We start from the raw sequence: 19,756 nt of genomic DNA on the forward strand, positions 1-19,756 counted from the left end.
GCGGGAGCCTGTTAGCTTTTTTACAGCAGAGTTTGTATGTGTCAAGACATTAGCTCAATACGTCAAAAGATGCTGGGTGCCTACCTTCGCACCAGGCTTGCCACATGCGCCTCAACGCATGCTCGACTGCAGTTCCGACAATTTCTGGCCGCCCCATTGCCGAGTTACCAAACTGTGTACGTATGTTCCTTCTGATTTCAGCCAACTCTGCCAAGTGATTAGCCCAGTAAACACTCTTCGCTACGTATTCCAAAATACTGCTTGCAGCAAATTGCGGTAAGCCCGCCTGGTTCTGCAAGACTGCGCCCACTCTACTCACCGGGGTTTCCCCCACAAGCGTAATAGTGGGGACCCCCATCCACAGCGCATGGCAACTCGTGGTTCCGCCTGGATAGGGGAAAGTATCCAATGAAATGTCCACTTGGTTATGCAAAGCAAGGTAGTCTTGCATTTCCGCCTTGGGGTGAAAGCTCAGTCGTTCCGGCTGGATGCCCTCGCGCATAAACATGTCCGCCACCATCTGGTTCGCGCCCTCGCGTGGCATGGCAGCCAGCAACATACGGGCGCTGGGGATTGCCAGCAGTACTTTTGACCAAGCCGACACCACTATGGGAGTGAGCTTACGAAGTTGATTGAAACTGCCAAACGTTAGATGTCCATTTCGCAACGCGGGCAATTCACCGACATCCGGCGAGCCGGCAAAGGGGCGAAACAAGGAGCAGGCCGGAAGTCGAATGATTTTTTCCGAAAATTGACTTTCAAATTGTCCTTGCGGTAACCAATATGGATCGCCAAAGTAGTAGTCCATGGCTTTGAGCCCGGTAGTGCCGGCATATCCGATCCAACTCAACTGCACAGGCGCTGGCTTGCGTGCAAATGCCAGTAACCGATTGAACGCAGTGTGCCCAGACAGATCAATCAGAATGTCAATGCCGTCGTCCCTTACCATTTGCGCTAAAGCATGGTCGGTCAGACCAGAAACCTGACGCCAGTGAGGTATTTTCAGCTTCAGACGTTGGGTGACTTCGTCTTCATATGGGCTATTGTTATAGGCAAAGAATGAAAGCGTTTTGTGCTCAGCTAGCCGATTCAGAAGAGGCTCGAAGAAGCTGGTTACTGCGTGTTGACGCAGGTCGCCGGATACAAATCCCAAGCAAATGATCCGGTTTGGGTCACGGTCATTGGTGTGCGGACGCCACCCTGGCATCAGGGGCGTCTCAAAATGCTCGGCAAAATCAGTGTGCGCTCTATACAAGTCCGCGGCTCTAACGTATTCGCTGTGGCTTTGATGGAAGAGCAGATTGCTATAAGCAACGTTGAAATTTGGAGCCAATTCAATCGCACGCCGGAATGCAACAACGGCCTCCTCCCCCCTTCCCAAGTCACCCAAGATGGTGCCGTAATTATTGTGGGCCTCGGCAAAGGTAGGGCTTTGCTCCAGAGCGATGCGAGCGTTGAGTTCCGCCTCTTCCGTGCGTCCTAGCTCTTTTAATACCGTGGCCAGTTGAATCAGCGCCTCTGTATAACCAGGGCGCGACTCGATCGCCTTGCGCAGACATCTTTCAGCTAAGGCCAGCTGTCTCTGCAGATTAAACGCAAGGGCTTGGTTGAAATACGCTTCGGCAAAGGCAGGTTGCAGCGCCTGCGCAGTGTGGTAACTTGCATGTGCCTTATCGAATTCGCCAAGTGCCGACAATGCATTTGCCAAATTATTGTGTACGGCTGCATTATTGGCATCGAGAGCTATTGCAGCTTGGTAGCTTTCTGCTGCTTTTCTATGCTGGCCGCATGCCATAAAGGCATCACCCAAATTATTAAGGGCAATCTGGTCATCAGGCAGAAGCTCCGCCGCCCGTTCGATCGCTGGCAGAGCGTCTTTGTTTTGCATCTGGAGCGCGGTACCTAAAACACTCCAGCCAAAACCGATTGTGGGATATGTCGCGGTGAACTTCCGCGCGCATTCCTCTAGCTCGGAGTAGTTGGCGCCATGAAAAAGCGCTTCCATCTGCGACACCTGCGCTTCGATCTGGGACTGCGCAGATATGGTCATACTTGCCATGCCTTCGTGAAAAGAGATGTAGATTTTCCAGTGGAAGTATCAGCCGCTGGAGCTGTGACCCGCTCAATATTTGAGGATAGGCGGCTCGAATGAGGGTGTGTAGACTAAATACCAATCGTTACCAACCCAAACCCATCTATTTGGCACTTCCACTTCAATCGGTGCGAGAGTAATCGGCTTACCCGTGCTTGGCAGCATGGTAGGCTTAACTTCGTATTTCACCTTCATCTTCACATTTGCTTCATTGCCTGTGATCTTTATCTCGCCGGTGGTGAAGCCCATATAGGTGATGACCCCTGCGTTTTCTGTATAGGCTTTTTTTGGCGTCGCCGCTTTGTATGCAAAGTCAAATGACTCGTATGCGTTGGCATAGTTGCCGGCAACGCGGTCTGACCACAAACTATCAATGCGCGCAGTTAACCGAGCAGCGCGGTCAGCCTCGCTAATCGACGGGTAGACTGATATTTGCGCCATTGCATTCGCGCCCGCAGCCACTGGCAGTTCCGTTACATGAAGACTTCCCTCGGCTACTCGCTCCGTCGGGTAGCGTTCATAGGCGATATAGGTTTTTCCCTTGACCTGGACGAGTTGCGGCCAGCCAGCGGAAACCGTGCCCGGTTTCAACAATGGTTGAGGCGCTGACCACGAGTCTCCCTTGTCATAAGAAGTTGCCAAGTAGATGTTTGGTCGAATGTCACGGTAGTCGACCCAAGCGGCAACCAAGGCGCCGCTTTCGGTTGCACTAATAACCGGTGACAACGACGTGGTGTTTTCGTACTGTTTAGGGTTCAAACGCCGGGCCGGGCTAACCCATGTTTGCTTGGCGATATCCAAGCTGGCGGTCATGATTTGGATTTTTTCCTCGCTTCGCTGCGCCATCCAAACTAGATGCGCTCTGCCGTCGCGATATTCCATTTCAATTCCACTATTGCTCACCCCCGCGGTACCAGAGAGTAGCTCGATCTTTTTCCAATTTGTCCCTGCGTCTTGGGATACAAGCGCAAAGATGCCGCTATTCAGTTCGTCTGCAGCGACGACCAAATTTGTACCGTCAGCACGAACCACGAGGGCAGACATGTGGTGGTCTGACGTGGCGAGTTCGAGGGGCGCTGTCCATGTAGCGCCAGCGTCAATTGAGCGACGGCTGAGTATCCGGTAGTTAGGCTTTCCGCTGACCTGAATGGTGTCGGTCCACGCCGCTATCCAGGTAGTTCCTGCCTGGACAATCTGTGGTTCATGGACGGTATCTGACCGACCTTCAATGTTCGGTGTGTCCAAACGTTGATCTTGGGCCTGCCAGGAAACTCCGTTGTCAGTGGAGCGATTAAAGTATGCTTGATAACCCGGCGTACGCTCATCGTAGTAGAGCATACCAAGCACCCCGCCCGTGCCACGCACAAGCGAAAATGGCGGTAATACACCGTTTGCCTGGTTCACCATGCTGACCGGTGAAAAAGACTTGCCGTTATCACTGGAGGATGCAAAGTAGATGTTTTTACCGTCTTGGTGGGACCACCATGCTGCTTGCGTATGGTTGCCCTGTGACCAAAGTTTGAAAAACGACCCGCCATTCTTTACACGCGCCGTTGCATCCAACATTTGCTTGGCCTGCGAGCCAATTTGCAGCGCAACGCGATCTGCCTTTGTTGAGTAAAGCACCGCCAGATCACCGTTTACATCAGCTAATACAGGGCGGGTAGCGAGGGCTCCTGTTTGCGCGTCTGAAATTTCCAAATACTGCGGAACGCCAGCGTCTGGAGCGCTTGCAGCACAACCGCTCAATCCAACAAAAAAACACAATGCAAAGTGATAGCGATTCATCTGACTTTCTCTTGAGATCGGAATTCATAGTGCGTAAACATGCGACTGCAAATTACAGCACATAACAAAAAGGCCCCGCAAGCGGGGCCTTTTCTATTTCTCAGATTTACCCACCTGTTAACAGGTTGGTGCTTCCAAAAAAGCTAGCTTAATTAGAAGCCAGCAGTTTCGCGGTGCAGGAACTGCTTACCAGCGAAAGGAGCGCCAACTGCAGGCTGCACAGTCTGGATCTTCATCAGCACAACACCAGAGGCGCTGGCTGTAGCACTGGTAGTCAGAGTAGCAGTAGCCTTGATCAAACCACCGTTTGTACCAACAGCAGCAGCTTGCGCGCCGGTCATCAGGTCAGCAGAAGCGATAGAACCCAAGCAAGTGATTGCCTTGGTAACAGTACCAGAAAAAGCAACTTCGTCGTTGTTGTACACGTTACCATTGTTGCTGAAAGTAGCCTTAGCAGTCCAGTCTGCACCAGCTGTGATAGCGGTGCTCATGTTACCAGCAACAATGCCGAACCAAGATGTTGTCACAGCAGCCGAAGGCATAGTTGTCAATGCGAAGTTCACGTCAGTGATAACAGCAGAGAAGTCACCTTCGTTACCACCAGCGCCAGCGGTTGTTACCACGTTGTTGCTGATAGCAGGATAAGACACAACCAAGCCAGACGCTGGGTCAACAATAGCCATGCTACCGTTCAACGATGTTGCAGTGTTAGCGGCAGTAACAGAGCTCACAACCAAGAAGCCTGTCTGACCAGCCAATGGGAAGTACACAGGTGTCGATGTATCAGAACCAACGACCTTACCAAAACCGCCAGCTGTTGTAGCAGCGATGGAGTGGCTCAGAATGTCGTTAGAAGTCAACGAACCGTACGCGTCGAAGTGGGTGCAAGTAGAACCGTAGTTGTACACATAGTGCAGGGACTGTGTGTTAACCGCAGTGTTAGCCAAGCTGATAACGCTTTGCGCGCCAGTAGCAGTGGTGAAGTAAGGGAACAGCAGCGAAGCCGCGTTAGCTGTACCGACAGCAGACATCAGAGCCGCGCCAGCAGCAGCAGCGATCAGAGTCTTTTGAAAAGTTTTTTTCATGTTTACGTTTCCTATTTTGGCCAAAATAAAATAATTCATACACCCGAACGGCAAAGAATTACCGAACTAGTGTACTACCTTTTTGCACTAACGAAATCCATTGTACATGGATTGACTAAACCGGTCAAAAAAACTCATAGCTCCTCTGCCGGATGGCCAGTTCCCTGACGCATGCTGCCAATGTACAAAAGAACACTAGCAAGGTCAAAGACATTCCAAGCGATTTGTGGGGCTTTTTGAGGCTCTGTGCTTTTAATGCAACACAGAAACAACAAACTATTGCGCCTTTGCGCCTTCCGCTTGTGCAGCTGCGTCGCTCTCTCTCTTTGCCGAGGCCGCCGCCTCCATGTTCAGCTTGTTCATACCCGTGAGTTTTTTGCGGAATTCGGCAGTGACGTCACGTGCCTGCTGGTTGTCGTTCACTACGCGTGGCGTGATGGTGATGATGAGTTCGCGGCGATTATTGGTGTCGGCTTTCGCGCCAAACAATGCGCCCACCACCGGTATTTCTGACAACAAAGGAATGCCCTTAGAACCGACGGTCTTGTCGTCTTTGATCAAGCCAGCCAACACCATGGTGTCTCCCGACTGCACGGCGACCCTTGTTTGCGCGGAACGTTTATTGATAGTCGGTGATTTGATGCCGTCGGTGGTTAGTCCATCCTGAACGTCGCTTACTTCTTGACTGACTTCCAGGGTGACCAATCCACCCGCATTAATTTGCGGGCGCACCGACAGAACCACACCGGTATCGACATAACTCACTGAGCGGACGATATTCGTCCCCACCACTGTGCTTTGGCCCTCTACTGGAACACTTTGACCCACATTAATCTTGGCGACCTGGTTGTCTGTCACCATGATGTGGGGCGACGACAAAATATTGACGTTTGTTTTGCTAGCCAACGCACTCAATACAGCATTCACGTTGCCGCCTGTCGTACGCCAAACGGCTGAAAAGGGGAGAGCAGGCGTGATGCTGGTTGCGTTTGAATCTGTCGGTAAAGAGCGTTTATCTGGGTTAAAGAGCGATCCGGTCAGGTTATTGCTGCCATTGTTGAAGTACCACTCCAGCCCATAGCTCAGGGCGCCGCTAAGTGTTACCTCGGCAATGGTAACTTCCACCAACACTTGGCGCGGCACCACATCGAGCCGCTTGATGGCTTCTTCAATCTTTTCGTATTCGGCCCCATTGGCTAGTATCAGCAGCGAGTTGTTGTCACGATCTGCGATCACTTTGACGGTGTTGGCCGAACTGAGGCCCAGTGCCTCCCCGGTACCAGACGCTACAACACTGACTGACGTATTTGTTGCGTTGGCGCTCAATGGTGTGCCCGCGGTTGATGGGCTATTGGTCGAACTTGACAGACCACCCGACGCGCCACTGGTGCCGCCACCCGTAGACTGCAGTGAAGCCCCGACCAAACCTGGAGCTACCGTTGCAGCAGCAGGCGTGCTGGTAGCTGACTTGCCACCAATCACCTGACTCAGTAGGGCCGCGATCTTCTCGGCATTTCCGTTCTGCACTGGATAGACATGCAGGCGAGTGCCGCTCTTGCCGCCGCTGCGGTCCAGGCGCTCGATCCACTGGCGTGCCTGTTCCAGATATTGCGGCCGTGGGCTGACAACAAACACGGCATTCATGCGCTCAATCGGCAGGATCCGCAGAAGACCCGCAAACGGAGTTTTGGATTTGTCGCCAAACAAGATTTCCAACTCCGGCAAAATACTTTTCACATCTGCGCTTTTGAGGGTGAACAGCCCAACCGACATTCCGGCCAGCCAGTCCAGATCAAACACACTGACAGTTTCCATTGCGTGCCGCATTTCGGCCTCTCCACCTGCCAACATGAGCAGATTGCGACTCTCATCCACTCTCAGAACGCTGCCTTCCGGCAATAGTGGTTCTAAAATCTTGGCCATTTCGCGCGCAGCGATGTACTGCAGCTGCACGACCTGTACGCTGTAGCCTGGTTGCAGGTTTCCCAGTTGCGGCGTTGTGGAGCCCCGCAGTGCGCTATTGAGCGGGCTGATCTTGTAGGTGCCGTTTTCTTTCACCATGGCGGCGCCATTCATGCGCAACACGGTTTCCAGAATCGGCGTCACCGCCGCCCGGTTAATGGCTTGGCTGGTGTGGATGGTGACCGTGCCATTGACCTTGGGATCAATCGTGTAGTTTTCGCCCAGCATGTCGCCCATCACGACGCGAACCACTTCGCGTAGATCAGCGCCTTCAAAATTGAGCACGATATCTTGCGGCCCTGGGGGCGCTGCGGCCGCAGTCGCAGGTTTCACAAAAATGCCGGTTCCAGGAATGATCTTTGGGGCGTCGGCATCCACCTTCGGAGAGTCAGCAACAACAGTCTCCGTCTTCGGAATAGGTTTAGCCGTCCCCATCACAGGCGCTACTGCCGGAAATGGTGCCTGCGCCTGGGCGTCAGTGGGCTGTGATGCGCAGCCTGCAAACAATACCGGCATACAGCAAAGGATCGCAAATGCAATCTTCGTCAGCTTGTTAGATGTTTTTTTCATTTTGGGTTCCTTGACTTTTTAGTGGTGACCCACGCGGGATAACCACGAGAGTGTTCACGGCTGCTTCTTTGATTCGATGTGGGGCGTGGGCGGGGGCGGCGGAGCGCTCGACGCCGTAGCCGGAGGGGCCATGCCACTTGCCGCACGCGCCGGCGCTGATGCCGCCGAGCTAGGCGGCGCGGGAGGGCTCGCTACAGGGGCACCCTGCGGAGGTGCAGCTGCCGCTGGAGCCTTTGCAACCGTAGCGCCCTTGGGACCAGTTTGAACATTGAGAACGAGCTCCTCGCTCTCCGCGCCCTGGCGCAACACAACCCTAGACGGCCCCACCTCACCAACAGTCATGCCCCGCACCACTGCGTTCAGAGTCACCGTCTCTGCCTTATTTGTCTGGACATCACGCAATTGCGCAGAACTCCGCTGCGGCGTGATGAGCACACCCACCAACACGAACTGACCTTTCTTCATCGCCGAGACCCCCCCTTTGGTTGCCACGGCCGAAGATCGTCGACTGATGGAAAACAATGATCTGGATACAAACTCGGGGAACCCGGCCTCCTCGGGCGGCAACGTAAATTCGGGCAATGCATTCAGCGGCCTGGCAGCAACCGCCGGAATATTGCGCATTTTCAGCAGCTCACGCTCCAAGCGCAGCCCTTGATTCCATTCCCACACAAGTACCGCAATCAAGAGCAACGCAACCATACACAGCGCAATAGACAGATACTTTTGCCGGCCCATGGCGCTCATGGTGCCCCCTTCAGGGCATAGCCCGTCAAATCGAACTGAACGATCAAATCCGGCTCATTGGGCGTATCTGGACGATTGACCTGCATATTGGGAGCGCGAATGGAAAAGTTGTCGATAAAAAGGTAGGGACGCGCCGATTCCAATCCGTGCAAGATCCCTCTGACGCCAGTCAATGGAGCCAGCAACTGCACCTGGACAGAAACCTGGCGGTATAGGCCCTCATCCTTGTGCGACAACACCTGCACGCTGTTGACCTTGGCGCCTGTAGCGATAAATATAGCCTGCGCCTGCTCCTGCAACTCGGCAGCAGCGAGCGCTGGGCTTGCACTTTTAAGAAAATGACGCCCGGCCTCAAGCGCCTTGACCTCCAAGGCCTGCTTCTGCAAGGCATCTCGCATACCCACGATCTTGGAATAGCGCTCCAACCGACTGGTGGCATCGTCCAAAGCCAAGTCATAGTGCCCGTTGAGCAAAAACACAGGCAAGGCAATTGCGGCGCAAGCGAGTGCAACCACGATCACCAGAATTGCCAACGCCGCAGCCTTCTTTTGCCGGGGTCCGAGCTGCTTCATTGTGCCTTGCCTCCTGCAACACCAGGAGCAGACACGCCTGTAACTGGTGGCACGGCTCCCGCGTCCGGCTTGGCCGTTGACCGCAATTGAACCTCCAGCTGGTAGCGCTCCGTGCCAGCAACCTGGCCCTTGAAAAGAGCAGACGAAAAACTCGCATCCCGAAACATGCTGGACTTTTCAAACAAGCCAATAAGGCGAGACGAAGAAGCTGTCTCACCCTGTATCTGGAGCTTCTTTCCCTTCAGGTCAAAAACCTGTACCCACGTGTCGTCCGGAAGAATATGGGTCAACTCTTCGATGATCTGAATCACAGCTGGTGAAGTCTGGCGCTTCTCAAGCAAGTAATTGTGCTGCTCTACGCGGGCTTCCAACCCACGGCGCACCGCACTAACTGCTTCTGCCGCTACCTTGCCCTTGTCGACCCAGGGCAACAACCGCACTACCGCTTCCCGCTTGATGAGCAGTGGCGTCACCAGTGCAGCAATAGACAGAATGACCACCAGACCCGCGAGCCAGGGATTGGCTCCACGCTTCAACAACGAAGGCGCACTGCGCGATGTTGCCGTCGGTAAAAGATTGAGCAATGCTCCCTCTTCCAGCAATTCGTCTACAAACAGGCCTTGCACCTCCGTGTCCATGCCCCTTAGCGAGTTGATTGCCGGGTCTACGGCTTCGCGCGGAACAACCACAAGCTCCACCGTCAGGTGTCTAGACTCGAAATCTCTACTCCTGACGAGGTAGCCAAAATATACCCTTTGCAACGTGAACGGCGTATGCTGCTCCACTTGGAATTCAAGTACCTGCCGGAGGTTTTCCTCGGTGGCGAGCGGCAAAGTCAAGCTTTTACGCAATATGTGGCGGGCAGACACCGTGAGTGCCAGGGCACGGGAGTCCGGCACTTTAGGTTTTGCCATGTGCACATGGACCTGCTCCAAAGGCAGCAATGCATAGTTTTCGAGTGTTGGCCCGGCCGAACGCATCCACTTGGGCGCCACACCAGACAACTCTGCAAGCCACCAGGCCAGAAAACGGCTGGTCTTAAGTTGCTTGCGCAAACTTGTCAGCGATCCGCTGAAATTTTCCAATAAAGCAGTCATTACTGTCCCGAAGATTGTTCGCTATTACCCTCGCCCCACGCCAACACCGTGAAGGGTCGTTTCGGGTCCCGGGTCATCCGCGCAACGGCTTGGCGCACGAACACCGTACCGTCGGCCATTTTGAATTCACTGCGCACCGCATATACAGGGACACCTGCCGCCCCTGACGCAAAGCCCCCCGCTCCTGGAAAGACTGGCGGACTTTGCTGATTGGCAGCCATACTTTGACGAAGCTCCAGAAACTGCTGAACTGCCTCTGGACTAACACCCGGTATCGCCAGTAGCGCTTCGCGTTGCGCAACGACCGTATTGATACCGGGCTGCCGGGAGTAAACCGTCAACGCGGGCTCCAGTCGGCGAAACAACTCCGGCGTCATACCCAAAACCCGTTGCAACTCATCAACGGTTTCAAACAGAGCGTTAGACGGTGTGTACGTCTTGCCAGCAGCGAGGTATTCTGCTTCCTCCGCGCCATGAAGCCGCCTTAACTTGTCGGCATCACGCCAATCCTGAACACTATCTGCCAGCGCCACCGCAGCCTCTGCACCCATCCCTACAGAACGAAAAAGCCCTACCAAAAGGGCTTCTGGCGCTGTGTTGAGATCGATTTTACCAGACTCATCCTGGACCGAGACTCGCAAAACGCCTTCGGTTAAGCCCAGATCATGCACCGTACCGTCGCCCATCCAACGATTCAATTCTGTGGGGGGCTTCATAAGTTCGTACCAAGCCCGCTGTATACCCGCATCGGCCTGAGCCTGGGCTTGGGCCGTGGACAACAGATTGCGTGCAATCTGTGCCTCGCCACGCATGCTGAACGCAAAATTGCCGGCTATCACCGAAAGCAAGGTTACAACCCACAAGACCAACACCAGTGCAACACCCCGTTGGCGGATCATCGCGGTGTCTCCGGCATCAGCATGGGAGCGACCACAAAATCCGGCCATTCCGAACCGTCTGCAAATCGGACCTGTATTTTGATCAAAAGTGGCATGGTGGCAACGCTATCCCAACGGTCGACCCACCGCGGAGTAGCGGCCTCCGTTTCACGACCAAAGTAACTCAGCCAAATATCATCCACAGTATTGAGTTCCGTACCAACCAACTGCATTTCTTTTACTGGCTCGAGCGCCGAGAAGTCCTGCATGGTCGGCTCTACCGGGATATGCTTCCATGTCAATCGACGGCCACTCCCCGTCTGCTCAAGCTCCAGGGCAATGGCATAGAGGCCGCCAACACCAATTCGCGAAGGCAACGGTGCGACAAAGTAGAGCTTATGGCGTTCACCGACAAAAGCGAACCTTTGGGGTAGCCCTGCTCTCCAGCGATAGGGGTGGATCTGTTCCATCTCCCGGCGCAAAAAACTCTCCACCGACCGTACCGAATTTAGCGTGTCCACCTGCTTTTGAACCGTATCCCAACTGCGTACACCCAGCCGCAAGCCGCCAAACAGCAGGACAAGGATCAACCCGAGCAGGGTCAAAGAGATCAGAAGCTCCAGCAAAGTGAATCCCCGCTGGGCCAAAGAGCGACGGTCACAGCTAGGCGTCATTGGCGGGGGCCCAAACGCACCGACGAGAGTTCAATCTGCTTGTCACGGCCATCTTCTTGCCAAGAGACTTGCGCTCGCACTATATATTGCCGTACCGGCATCAACAGCCGATCCGCTTCGCCGCCGTCATCCATACGTGCAATGCTGACGCGCCACCGTAGATTGGTGCCGATTTGGCCATTCTCTTCACCCGGCAATAGTGGATTTTCCACCCCGGCCGCCGCCAATCTGGACTGCGCTAGGAACACCGCTCGGCTATAGCTATCGGTCAACCTTGAATTGCGCATACCGCCGGAAAAAATGTGCAGGATCACCGCCATCGTCAAAGACAATACAACGAAGGCGACCAACACCTCCATCAAGGTCATGCCGCGACAATGGTTGCGCATGGTCAATCGAGGATGGCGACCTGCCCGGTCAGCCAATTGATATCCACGTCATAGTTGCGATCGCGTGCACTCAACGTGATGCGACCACCCGTGGAGCCGCCATCTGGGAAAAACCGCACTGCGCCGGTCGTACCGTTGACCAGTTCGGACTGCGCGGTAAATAACCTCAAGACAACACTCTTGGGTAGGCGGTAAACACGCGGGTCGCCACTAAGTTGAAACTGATGCCCCTCCACATCCACCGTCAAGACTGTCTCGTGTCGACGTGCAATCGCTTCGCTACGCGCCTTGCGCAATCCCGCGGCCAACTGACGCGCAGAGGCTTTCAACTCAGTACCGGAGACCCCAGATGAAACCAATGGACCTGCGAGTGTGTAGGCCATCGCCATGATGACCATCACGACCAGCAATTCAATGATGGTAAAACCGCCCTGCTGGGTGGAGGGGCTTATTTTTTGCTGTCTTCCCAACCGTTGACATCCTTGTTTTCGGCATCGCCACCCTCTTTGTTATCGGCACCCAATGAACTAATGTCATAAGGACCGTGTTGACCTGGCGACACGTACCGATAGTCGTTATTCCACGGGTCTTTGGGTAGGGTTTTTTTCTTCAAGTAAGGGCCGTTCCAGCCAGCCAAGCCAGGTGGTTGCTGCACCAAAGCCTGCAACCCCTCCTGAGTTGTTGGGTATCGTCCCGTCTCTAGCTTGAACAGATCAAGGCTTCCGCCAAATTCTTCAATTTGCAATCGCGCAGTATCCGACCGCGCACCGCCGAGGTAGCCAATAATGCGCGGGCCTGCAACGCCCGCCAAAAGGCCCAGAATGACCAGCACCACCAGCAACTCAATAAGGGTAAAACCCCGCTGCTGCTGCCCCTGGTCTGCTTGCTTACGTTTCATCTACATATTCTCCAGAAATTCATTGCCTAGTGGCTGCTCACATCGCCAGATCGTTCACGCTGAGTATTGCCACCAAGATTGACATAATGATTCCGCCAATAACCAGTCCCAGCCCCAAAATCAGCACGGGCTCCATCAGGGCCAACAGGCGCTTGACCGCGGTTTGCACCTCACGATCGTAGATATCAGCGACTCGGATGAGCATTTCCTGCAGCTTGCCCGTTTCCTCTCCAACCATCACCAAGTGTACCGCCAGCTTCGGGAACAGTCCGGTTTCGAACAAAGGCTTACCCAAACCCTTACCCTCCTTCAACTGGGCAGCAACCTCGGTCAAGCCTTGGGCCATCACCGTATTGCTTAGGGTTTCCTTCACTATGGAGAGTGCGGCCAGCAGGGTCACGCCATTGCCGATCAGAGTGCCCAGTGTGCGGGAAAATCGCGCCACTTCAAGCTTGCCCACCAGATCCCCTACCAGTGGCAGATCGAGCAGGCGCCGGTCCCAACGAAGGCGGCTGGCAGGCTTTCGCATCTGCTGGCCAAACCAAGCATATACGCCAACAACGCCCAATACCATGGCCCACCAGTAGTGGCGCACTGCATCCCCGGCGGCGATCACCACCTGGGTTGGCAAGGGCAAGGCTTTACCAGACTCCTCAAACATCTGCGAAAACTGTGGAACCACCCAGACCAGCAGTATGGCAACCGACAACACGGACACGCCAATCAGAATGGCCGGATAAATCAACGCCGACTTCACAGTGTCCCGCAGGTCTTTGGACCGCTCCATGAACTCGGTCAGGCGCTGCAACACCACGTCCAGGGCACCTCCAGCCTCCCCGGCGCGGATCATATTCAGATAGAACCGATTAAAAACGCCTTTGCGAGCGTCCATGGCCTTGGACAAGGACGCGCCACCGCGTACGTCTTCGCGCAACTGACTCATGAGTTGCCGAACAGGTTCGCTGGCGGACAAACTGATCAGTATCTCCAGGCAACGGTCCAGCGGCAAACCGGCTTTGAGCAGGGTTGCTAACTCCTGCGTAAACACCGCAACGTCATCCTGGGAGATGCGGTTTTTGGCAAACAGCCCCCCACCATTGGATTCGGGAACGCTGGCGGCCGCTTCCTCCACACGAATGGGGATAAGCCCCATGCCTTGCAGACGATCAACTACAGCGGCTTGGGAACTCCCATCCATTGCGCCTTCCTGCGGCTCCCCGTCCGGCGCGACAGCCTTGTAACTAAATTGCGGCAAAACTACTCCTCGCGCGTGACGCGCAAGACCTCTTCGATGGTGGTCACGCCAGCGACGGCCTTGGAGAGTCCGTTTTCATACATGGTCTGCATGCCATCCGCAATGGCTTGCTGCCTAACCTCACCCGAGGTGACATGTCGCATGATCATTCCGCGTATGGTGTCAGTCATCACCAGCAACTCCACGATGCTCACCCGACCAGAGTACCCAGTACCGCCACACTCTTCACACCCTACTGGGCGATAGAGCGTCACAGGATTCGCAGCTGTGTAGCGCTTCAGTTGCATTTCTTCTATGACTTCGGGCAGCGCAGGATAGGCCTGACGACACTGGCTGCACAGCGTGCGGACCAGGCGTTGGGCCAAGATGCCGTTGACGGTTGACGTCAACAGGTAGTCATCCATACCCATATCCAGCAGGCGATTGATGGTGCTAGCGGCATCATTCGTGTGCAAAGTCGAGAGCACCATGTGTCCCGTGAGCGCAGACTGCACAGCGATCTGCGCCGTTTCCAGGTCACGGATTTCACCAATCATGATGACGTCAGGATCCTGGCGCACGATGGATCGCAGAGCGTTCGCAAAGGTGAGGCCGATTTGCGGCTTGACCTGGATCTGATTGATACCTTCCATCTGGTACTCCACCGGGTCTTCAACGGTGAGAATTTTGATATCGGGCTTATTGAGTTTGTCCAGCGCCGTGTACAGCGTAGTGGTCTTGCCAGAACCGGTTGGCCCCGTCACCAACACAATCCCGTGGGGCTGGTTCAATACCTGGGAGAAACGCTCCAGAGCCACCGCATCAAAACCCAGCGCGGCGAAATCCAAAGTCGTTCCGCTCTTGTCAAGGATACGCATCACGACGCTTTCGCCATGCATGGTCGGTACCGTAGACACCCGTAGGTCAATCTCTTTACCCTGCAAGCGCAGCTTGATGCGCCCATCCTGTGGCAAACGGCGCTCCGCAATATCCAGGCTGGCCATAATCTTGATGCGGGAGATGACAGCAGCCGAGAATCGCCTAGGAGGCGATTCAACTTCGTGCATGACGCCATCTACCCGGTATCGCACGATAAGGCGATTCTCAAACGGTTCTATATGGATATCGGAAGCACGTGCCTGCAAAGCATGACTAATGATGAGGCTGACCAATCGAATGATGGGCGCCTCGGATGCCAGCTCCTTCAACTGCTGCAAATCCTCGTTTTCAGCATCGCCATCGCGCGTCTCGACCTCACCCACAATCTGATCCATGGACGTCTTGCCGGAACCATACAGGCGTTCAAAAGCGGCGTCCAGCTCTGACGGAACCGCTAAACGCACGACAACAGTGCGATGCGTCAAGAGACGGAAAGCATTGACGACATACGCGTCCAGCGGATCGACCATGGACAAGACCAGTTGCTCGGCATCCTCATGCAACGGCAGAGACCTCGACTCTTTAATGAACCGAACCGTCACACGCTCTTCCAGAACCGGTAATTCTGGATACTCAGATGCTGCAACCACCGGAAAATTCAATTGCGTGGCAAGTGCCTCCACCACATCCCGTTCGGCGGTCATGCCGGAACGCGTCAATATCGCGCCGATTCGCTCTCGCCCATCCGCGCTTTGCACACGCAGAGCGCGCTCAAGGTTGGCCGCATCGAGCTTGCCCCGTTCAATTAAAATTTCTCCCAGACGCATGCTCGACTCTAAGGCTTTCTCTGACGAAAAACCTTGACTATATCAGTCAGCCGGTATAAGAGGCCACGAGCAAATCCTTGACGGAGCGAAGTTTGGAAATCAATGCAAAGTAAACCTGTTACCCAAGACGTAGAAATCAAGACCGACGGCGCCCCCACCCAAGCCCACGCGGACGTTTCTAGCGTGGGCCCCGCTACGCCAGGAGCGGGGGAGCAAACCCAGAAAACGGAAGAAACCATTAGTCACCTGGAGAAAACAGTGTCTGAGTTGCGTGTGCAACTCCAGGAAACCGAGCGCTCGCTCCAGATTGCCGATGCGCGACTGCAAGAAATTTTGACATCGACCAGTTGGAGAGTTGCCGCGCCGATGCGGTTTGCGGTAAAGATCGCCCGCTACGCTGAGAGAAAATTGCGGAATCGGCTCAAGCCCCCTCTACCATCCGCGCAAGCTCCGCAGCCCATGGTGGAAGTGGCGGAGCCGACGCCCCCCCCCGCCATCGCGCCACATGGCCCAACCTATATTGTGCGAGACGCGACCGGGCGCTATGGTCTATCGCAAACGCCCGGCGGATATACCTACCTCGAACCCCAACGCCCCCCTAATACAGATGTCAAGCTCGCGGCTGAAGGCTCATCGGTTTCTTTTGCCATAGTGGTTCCGGTATACAACACGGCGACTGAATTGCTGGATGCGATGGTCTCATCCGTAACGGCACAGTGGTATCCGCATTGGACGCTAATACTAGTGGACGATGCCAGCACATCTGCAGAGACCCGGGACGCGTTGTACCGGGTTGACCATCCCCAAGTCAAGCTCGTACGGCTGAAAAAAAACCAGGGCATTGCGGGCGCGACAAACGCCGGACTGGCTATAGCGCGGGAGGACTTTGTCGTTTTTGCGGACCATGACGACGAGCTAACCGTCGATTGCCTATACGAACTAGCGCTCTGCATTGATCGCGACCAACCTGACTTTGTTTACAGCGACGAGGACAAATTGGACGAGCTCGGCGCTTATACACAGCCACACTTCAAGCCAGACTGGTCCCCCGACACCATGATGAGCACGATGTTTACGGGACACATATCCTGCGTGCGTCGGAGCCTGCTGGAACAAGTTGGCATGCTGCGCGATGAGGTCAACGGATGCCAGGACTGGGATTTTGTACTACGGGTAGCAGAGCAGACGACACGCATCCGCCACATTCCAAAAGTCCTTTACCACTGGAGAATCATTCCAGAGTCCGTAGCATCCGACATCGCCGCCAAACCTTACGTGTTGGAAGCGTCCCAACGGGTCAGGGCGGACGCACTTGGGCGGCGCGGCCTCCAAGGAACCGTTGAGCCAGTGCAGCAGGTCCCTGGGTACTTCCGGGTCAACTACCACCTGCAGGGAACACCGCGCATTTCCATCATCATCCCCACCCGCGATGGTGGCAGCGTGCTGCGTTGCTGTTTGGAATCGATTCGGAACATCAGCAGCTACCGCAATTTCGAAATCATCGTTCTAGACAACGGCTCAGTCGACGGGGACACTCTTGCCTACCTCCAGCAACTAGATCGCCTGGAGAACACCACGGTCATACGCCATGACGCCCCTTTCAACTTTTCCGACCTCAACAATATCGGAGCACAACACGCGGCGGGTGAGCTTTTGCTTTTCCTAAATGATGATACTGAGGTGATCCAAGGCGATTGGCTGCAAAGAATGGGCGGGTATGCCCAACTTCCACACGTAGGTGCCGTCGGGGCCAAACTCATATACCCCATGGGTTCCAGAACGCAGCACGCCGGGGTCATCAATAACATGGCGGTAGGGCCGGCGCATGCCTTCCACAATCAGGAGGCCGCAGCGCCAGGTTATTTCATGCGCAATTTGCTTGAGTACAACTGGCTAGCCGTAACTGGAGCATGCCTGATGATGGAGCGTAGAAAGTTCAACGCCATCGGAACCTTTGATACCAATTTGCCCATTGCCTACAACGACATAGAGCTTTGCATCCGTGCCTATAAAAATGGCCTCTTCAACGTCGTATGCCAGGCAGTAACACTCATACACCACGAGTCCGTCAGCCGCGGGCTGGACGGTGAAGACCCCGTCAAGGTTGATCGCTTGCGCGGCGAGTTGCGCAGCCTGTATGAGATACATCCCGACTACTACCAGTTTGACCCCTTCCACAACCCGAACCTGGATCAGACCACGGTGAACTTCGAGGTGTCTCAGTAATGCAAAGCACCGTTCCCCCCCGACCACAGGAACTTGCAAGGAAGGCTTCGCTGGTGGATGAAAATCTTGAGGCGTTGATTGGCCAAGCCTCTGCCGTTTCCTTTGACTTTTTTGATACTTTATTCGTGCGTCCCCTGGCAAAACCAGAAGACGCGTTTGAACTCATAGGTCGGCAGTTTGGAATGGATGACTTCCCGTCCGTTCGGCGGGCCGCACAAACGGAGGCCTTTCGGCGTATGGTGGTCGCCGGTCGCAAGGAAATCACTCTGCAGGGCATCTACGACTGCATGCCAGAAACGGGGGTGTCCACTGTCGATTTGATGGAGGCTGAGTACGCGCTGGAGTTGACTCTGGTGCGTCCGAATCCCGAAATATTTTCACTCTTCCTTGAATTGCTTAGTCTTGGGAAGCCTGTGGTCATCGCGTCTGACATGTATATGCATGGTGACTTTTTCAGGGCTGCCTTAAAACCCTACGGACTGGAGCATGTTCCGGTATTCACGTCTGCTGACCAGAATGCGACCAAGCGCGACACGGGTGAACTGTTTGAATGCATTGCTAAGCAGTTGGGGCTGGCCATGGAGACCATCCTGCACATAGGTGACAGTCAGCTTGCGGATGTGGTTCGCCCGCGCGACAAAGGCATGATGGCCTACCACTACGTCAACAGTCGTGCAGCGGACGCAGTACAAACTACGTCGCTGATGGCATCTATTGCCCGAGGCATGCTGAGCGCTTGCGCGCAAGAAGTTACCCCTCATGCTTATGCGGGGCTCGGGTTCGTCTTTGGTGGCCCCGCAAACGTGGGCTTCCTGGAGTGGATCAAGAAGCGGGCGCGTCAGGACAGTGTAGACCACATTCTGTTCCTATCACGCGATGGCTACGCAATGCAACGCATCGCTGCGGACCGCGCAGACCCGGGGATGCCAAGCAGCTGCTACTTTCTAGGCTCACGCACTGCGTTCACGCTCGCAACAATGCATGCCGGAAATTTTGAAAACTATCTGCCCTTCCTACTGTCCGGTGCGGGCGGGCTCTCGCCCCACGAACTGCTGGACCGCATTGGCGTCGGAGCTCCGTCGCAGAAGGTCATGGACGACCTTGGGCTGGGCGAGGGTGTAAAGATCGGCCCAGCCCACTACGCTCAGCTTGGCAGTTTCCTGATCGCATACAAAAAGGAGATTCTGAAAGTTTGTCACCGCAACCGCCGCGGACTGTTTCAGTACCTTCGAGGAGCGGGTGTCAGACAAGGCAGTCGCGTGGCCGTAGTGGACGTCGGCTGGAACGGAACAACCCAAGAGGCTTTCGAGGCTGCCGTGCGTCCCATGATGGAGCTTGATGTAGTCGGGTACTACTTTTGTCTGGCCAACACACCCGAGCGCCTTCAACGCCAGACACGACAGAAGATGAGCGCTTTTATCGACGAAGCGAACGCATCGGCTGACATCCTTGACGCCATTTTCGCCAACCGCGTTGCGGTTGAACAATTCTTTTCCGCGCCGCATGCTTCGGTTATTGGCTTTGGCATCGAATCCAACAGTGTACAACCCGTCATGGACGCTGGAAGAGGGGACACCATTGCGCTCCAGGGAATAGCGGAGGATGTTTGTGAAGGCATTGAGGCTTTCGCACGGCATTTCAGAGCGTTTGAACAATCGACCGGGTTTAGTGCCACGCCATTGGAAATCGCCTGGCCTCTGATTGACTTATTGACGAAGCACACGGATAGCGAAGCGTACAGCCTGATTGGGCGCGTCAAAAACTTCGACGCGTGGGGAAGTTCCCGCAATCACGTGCTGACTCTTGCGCAATACTTGCCAAGCTGATACACCGCACCC

The 19,756-nt window shown here is 54.9% G+C and carries 16 protein-coding genes; 2 read left to right on the plus strand and 14 right to left on the minus strand.

Annotated elements, in window-relative coordinates:
• Positions 1–49 precede the first annotated feature (49 nt).
• From AC097P_RS01520 to gspE, 14 genes are all read right to left on the minus strand, one after another.
• A complete protein-coding gene (locus AC097P_RS01520; RefSeq protein ID WP_479608597.1) occupies positions 50–2,050 on the minus strand; it encodes an O-linked N-acetylglucosamine transferase, SPINDLY family protein in 2,001 nt (666 codons plus the stop codon).
• A 72-nt stretch (positions 2,051–2,122) separates the two neighbouring features.
• Positions 2,123–3,880 carry a sialidase family protein gene (locus AC097P_RS01525; RefSeq protein WP_479608598.1) on the minus strand — a complete coding sequence of 586 codons (1,758 nt, stop codon included), beginning with the start codon at positions 3,878–3,880 and terminating at the stop codon, positions 2,123–2,125.
• A gap of 152 nt (positions 3,881–4,032) precedes the next feature.
• Positions 4,033–4,965, minus strand: coding sequence for a hypothetical protein (locus tag AC097P_RS01530; protein WP_479608599.1), 933 nt, complete (start codon positions 4,963–4,965; stop codon positions 4,033–4,035).
• 276 nt (positions 4,966–5,241) lie between these two features.
• Complete coding sequence (gspD, locus tag AC097P_RS01535) at positions 5,242–7,497, minus strand: type II secretion system secretin GspD (RefSeq protein ID WP_479608600.1); 2,256 nt, start codon at positions 7,495–7,497, stop codon at positions 5,242–5,244.
• 54 nt (positions 7,498–7,551) lie between these two features.
• Positions 7,552–8,244, minus strand: a complete 693-nt coding sequence (locus tag AC097P_RS01540; protein ID WP_479608601.1) for a hypothetical protein — start codon at positions 8,242–8,244, stop codon at positions 7,552–7,554.
• Positions 8,241–8,816: a type II secretion system protein GspM gene (gene gspM, locus AC097P_RS01545; RefSeq protein WP_479608602.1), complete on the minus strand. Its 576-nt coding sequence runs from the start codon at positions 8,814–8,816 to the stop codon at positions 8,241–8,243. Before gspM ends, AC097P_RS01540 begins: the two co-directional genes overlap by 4 nt.
• Positions 8,813–9,913, minus strand: coding sequence for a PilN domain-containing protein (locus tag AC097P_RS01550; RefSeq protein ID WP_479608603.1), 1,101 nt, complete (start codon positions 9,911–9,913; stop codon positions 8,813–8,815). The genes gspM and AC097P_RS01550 overlap by 4 nt, the downstream gene beginning before the upstream one ends.
• Positions 9,913–10,812, minus strand: a complete 900-nt coding sequence (locus AC097P_RS01555; protein ID WP_479608604.1) for a type II secretion system minor pseudopilin — start codon at positions 10,810–10,812, stop codon at positions 9,913–9,915. The genes AC097P_RS01550 and AC097P_RS01555 overlap by 1 nt, the downstream gene beginning before the upstream one ends.
• A complete protein-coding gene (locus AC097P_RS01560; protein WP_479608605.1) occupies positions 10,809–11,465 on the minus strand; it encodes a prepilin-type N-terminal cleavage/methylation domain-containing protein in 657 nt (218 codons plus the stop codon). Before AC097P_RS01560 ends, AC097P_RS01555 begins: the two co-directional genes overlap by 4 nt.
• The gene (locus AC097P_RS01565; RefSeq protein WP_479609453.1) at positions 11,462–11,854 is read right to left on the minus strand and encodes a type IV pilus modification PilV family protein; all 393 of its coding nucleotides are present in this window, start codon (positions 11,852–11,854) and stop codon (positions 11,462–11,464) included. The genes AC097P_RS01560 and AC097P_RS01565 overlap by 4 nt, the downstream gene beginning before the upstream one ends.
• Positions 11,855–11,856: 2 nt before the next feature.
• Entirely contained in the window at positions 11,857–12,324 is a 468-nt protein-coding gene (locus AC097P_RS01570) for a GspH/FimT family pseudopilin (RefSeq protein WP_479608606.1), read from the minus strand.
• A complete protein-coding gene (gspG, locus tag AC097P_RS01575; protein ID WP_479608607.1) occupies positions 12,303–12,752 on the minus strand; it encodes a type II secretion system major pseudopilin GspG in 450 nt (149 codons plus the stop codon). The genes AC097P_RS01570 and gspG overlap by 22 nt, the downstream gene beginning before the upstream one ends.
• Positions 12,753–12,789: 37 nt before the next feature.
• Positions 12,790–13,950 (minus strand): type II secretion system F family protein, encoded by a 1,161-nt coding sequence (locus AC097P_RS01580; RefSeq protein WP_479608608.1) that lies wholly within the window; start codon positions 13,948–13,950, stop codon positions 12,790–12,792.
• Between the two features lie 59 nt (positions 13,951–14,009).
• Positions 14,010–15,692, minus strand: coding sequence for a type II secretion system ATPase GspE (gspE, locus tag AC097P_RS01585; RefSeq protein ID WP_479608609.1), 1,683 nt, complete (start codon positions 15,690–15,692; stop codon positions 14,010–14,012).
• 102 nt (positions 15,693–15,794) lie between these two features.
• Here gspE and AC097P_RS01590 point away from each other — a divergent pair, with 102 nt between their 5' ends.
• Together AC097P_RS01590 and AC097P_RS01595 are read left to right on the plus strand one after the other, a co-directional pair.
• Entirely contained in the window at positions 15,795–17,918 is a 2,124-nt protein-coding gene (locus AC097P_RS01590; protein WP_479608610.1) for a glycosyltransferase family 2 protein, read from the plus strand.
• A complete protein-coding gene (locus AC097P_RS01595) occupies positions 17,918–19,744 on the plus strand; it encodes an HAD family hydrolase (protein WP_479608611.1) in 1,827 nt (608 codons plus the stop codon). Before AC097P_RS01590 ends, AC097P_RS01595 begins: the two co-directional genes overlap by 1 nt.
• The last annotated feature ends 12 nt before the right edge of the window (positions 19,745–19,756 follow it).

The organism is Rhodoferax sp. ZS1R8, from assembly GCF_056521325.1.

Coding starts and splice junctions, on each gene's coding strand:
- AC097P_RS01520 (WP_479608597.1), bottom strand. CDS start 2,050: ATGACCATATCTGCGCAGTCCCAGATCGAAGCGCAGGTGTCGCAGATG.
- AC097P_RS01525 (WP_479608598.1), bottom strand. CDS start 3,880: ATGAATCGCTATCACTTTGCATTGTGTTTTTTTGTTGGATTGAGCGGT.
- AC097P_RS01530 (WP_479608599.1), bottom strand. CDS start 4,965: ATGAAAAAAACTTTTCAAAAGACTCTGATCGCTGCTGCTGCTGGCGCG.
- gspD (WP_479608600.1), bottom strand. CDS start 7,497: ATGAAAAAAACATCTAACAAGCTGACGAAGATTGCATTTGCGATCCTT.
- AC097P_RS01540 (WP_479608601.1), bottom strand. CDS start 8,244: ATGAGCGCCATGGGCCGGCAAAAGTATCTGTCTATTGCGCTGTGTATG.
- gspM (WP_479608602.1), bottom strand. CDS start 8,816: ATGAAGCAGCTCGGACCCCGGCAAAAGAAGGCTGCGGCGTTGGCAATT.
- AC097P_RS01550 (WP_479608603.1), bottom strand. CDS start 9,913: ATGACTGCTTTATTGGAAAATTTCAGCGGATCGCTGACAAGTTTGCGC.
- AC097P_RS01555 (WP_479608604.1), bottom strand. CDS start 10,812: ATGATCCGCCAACGGGGTGTTGCACTGGTGTTGGTCTTGTGGGTTGTA.
- AC097P_RS01560 (WP_479608605.1), bottom strand. CDS start 11,465: ATGACGCCTAGCTGTGACCGTCGCTCTTTGGCCCAGCGGGGATTCACT.
- AC097P_RS01565 (WP_479609453.1), bottom strand. CDS start 11,854: ATGCGCAACCATTGTCGCGGCATGACCTTGATGGAGGTGTTGGTCGCC.
- gspG (WP_479608607.1), bottom strand. CDS start 12,752: ATGAAACGTAAGCAAGCAGACCAGGGGCAGCAGCAGCGGGGTTTTACC.
- AC097P_RS01580 (WP_479608608.1), bottom strand. CDS start 13,950: ATGGATGGGAGTTCCCAAGCCGCTGTAGTTGATCGTCTGCAAGGCATG.
- gspE (WP_479608609.1), bottom strand. CDS start 15,692: ATGCGTCTGGGAGAAATTTTAATTGAACGGGGCAAGCTCGATGCGGCC.
- AC097P_RS01590 (WP_479608610.1), top strand. CDS start 15,795: ATGCAAAGTAAACCTGTTACCCAAGACGTAGAAATCAAGACCGACGGC.
- AC097P_RS01595 (WP_479608611.1), top strand. CDS start 17,918: ATGCAAAGCACCGTTCCCCCCCGACCACAGGAACTTGCAAGGAAGGCT.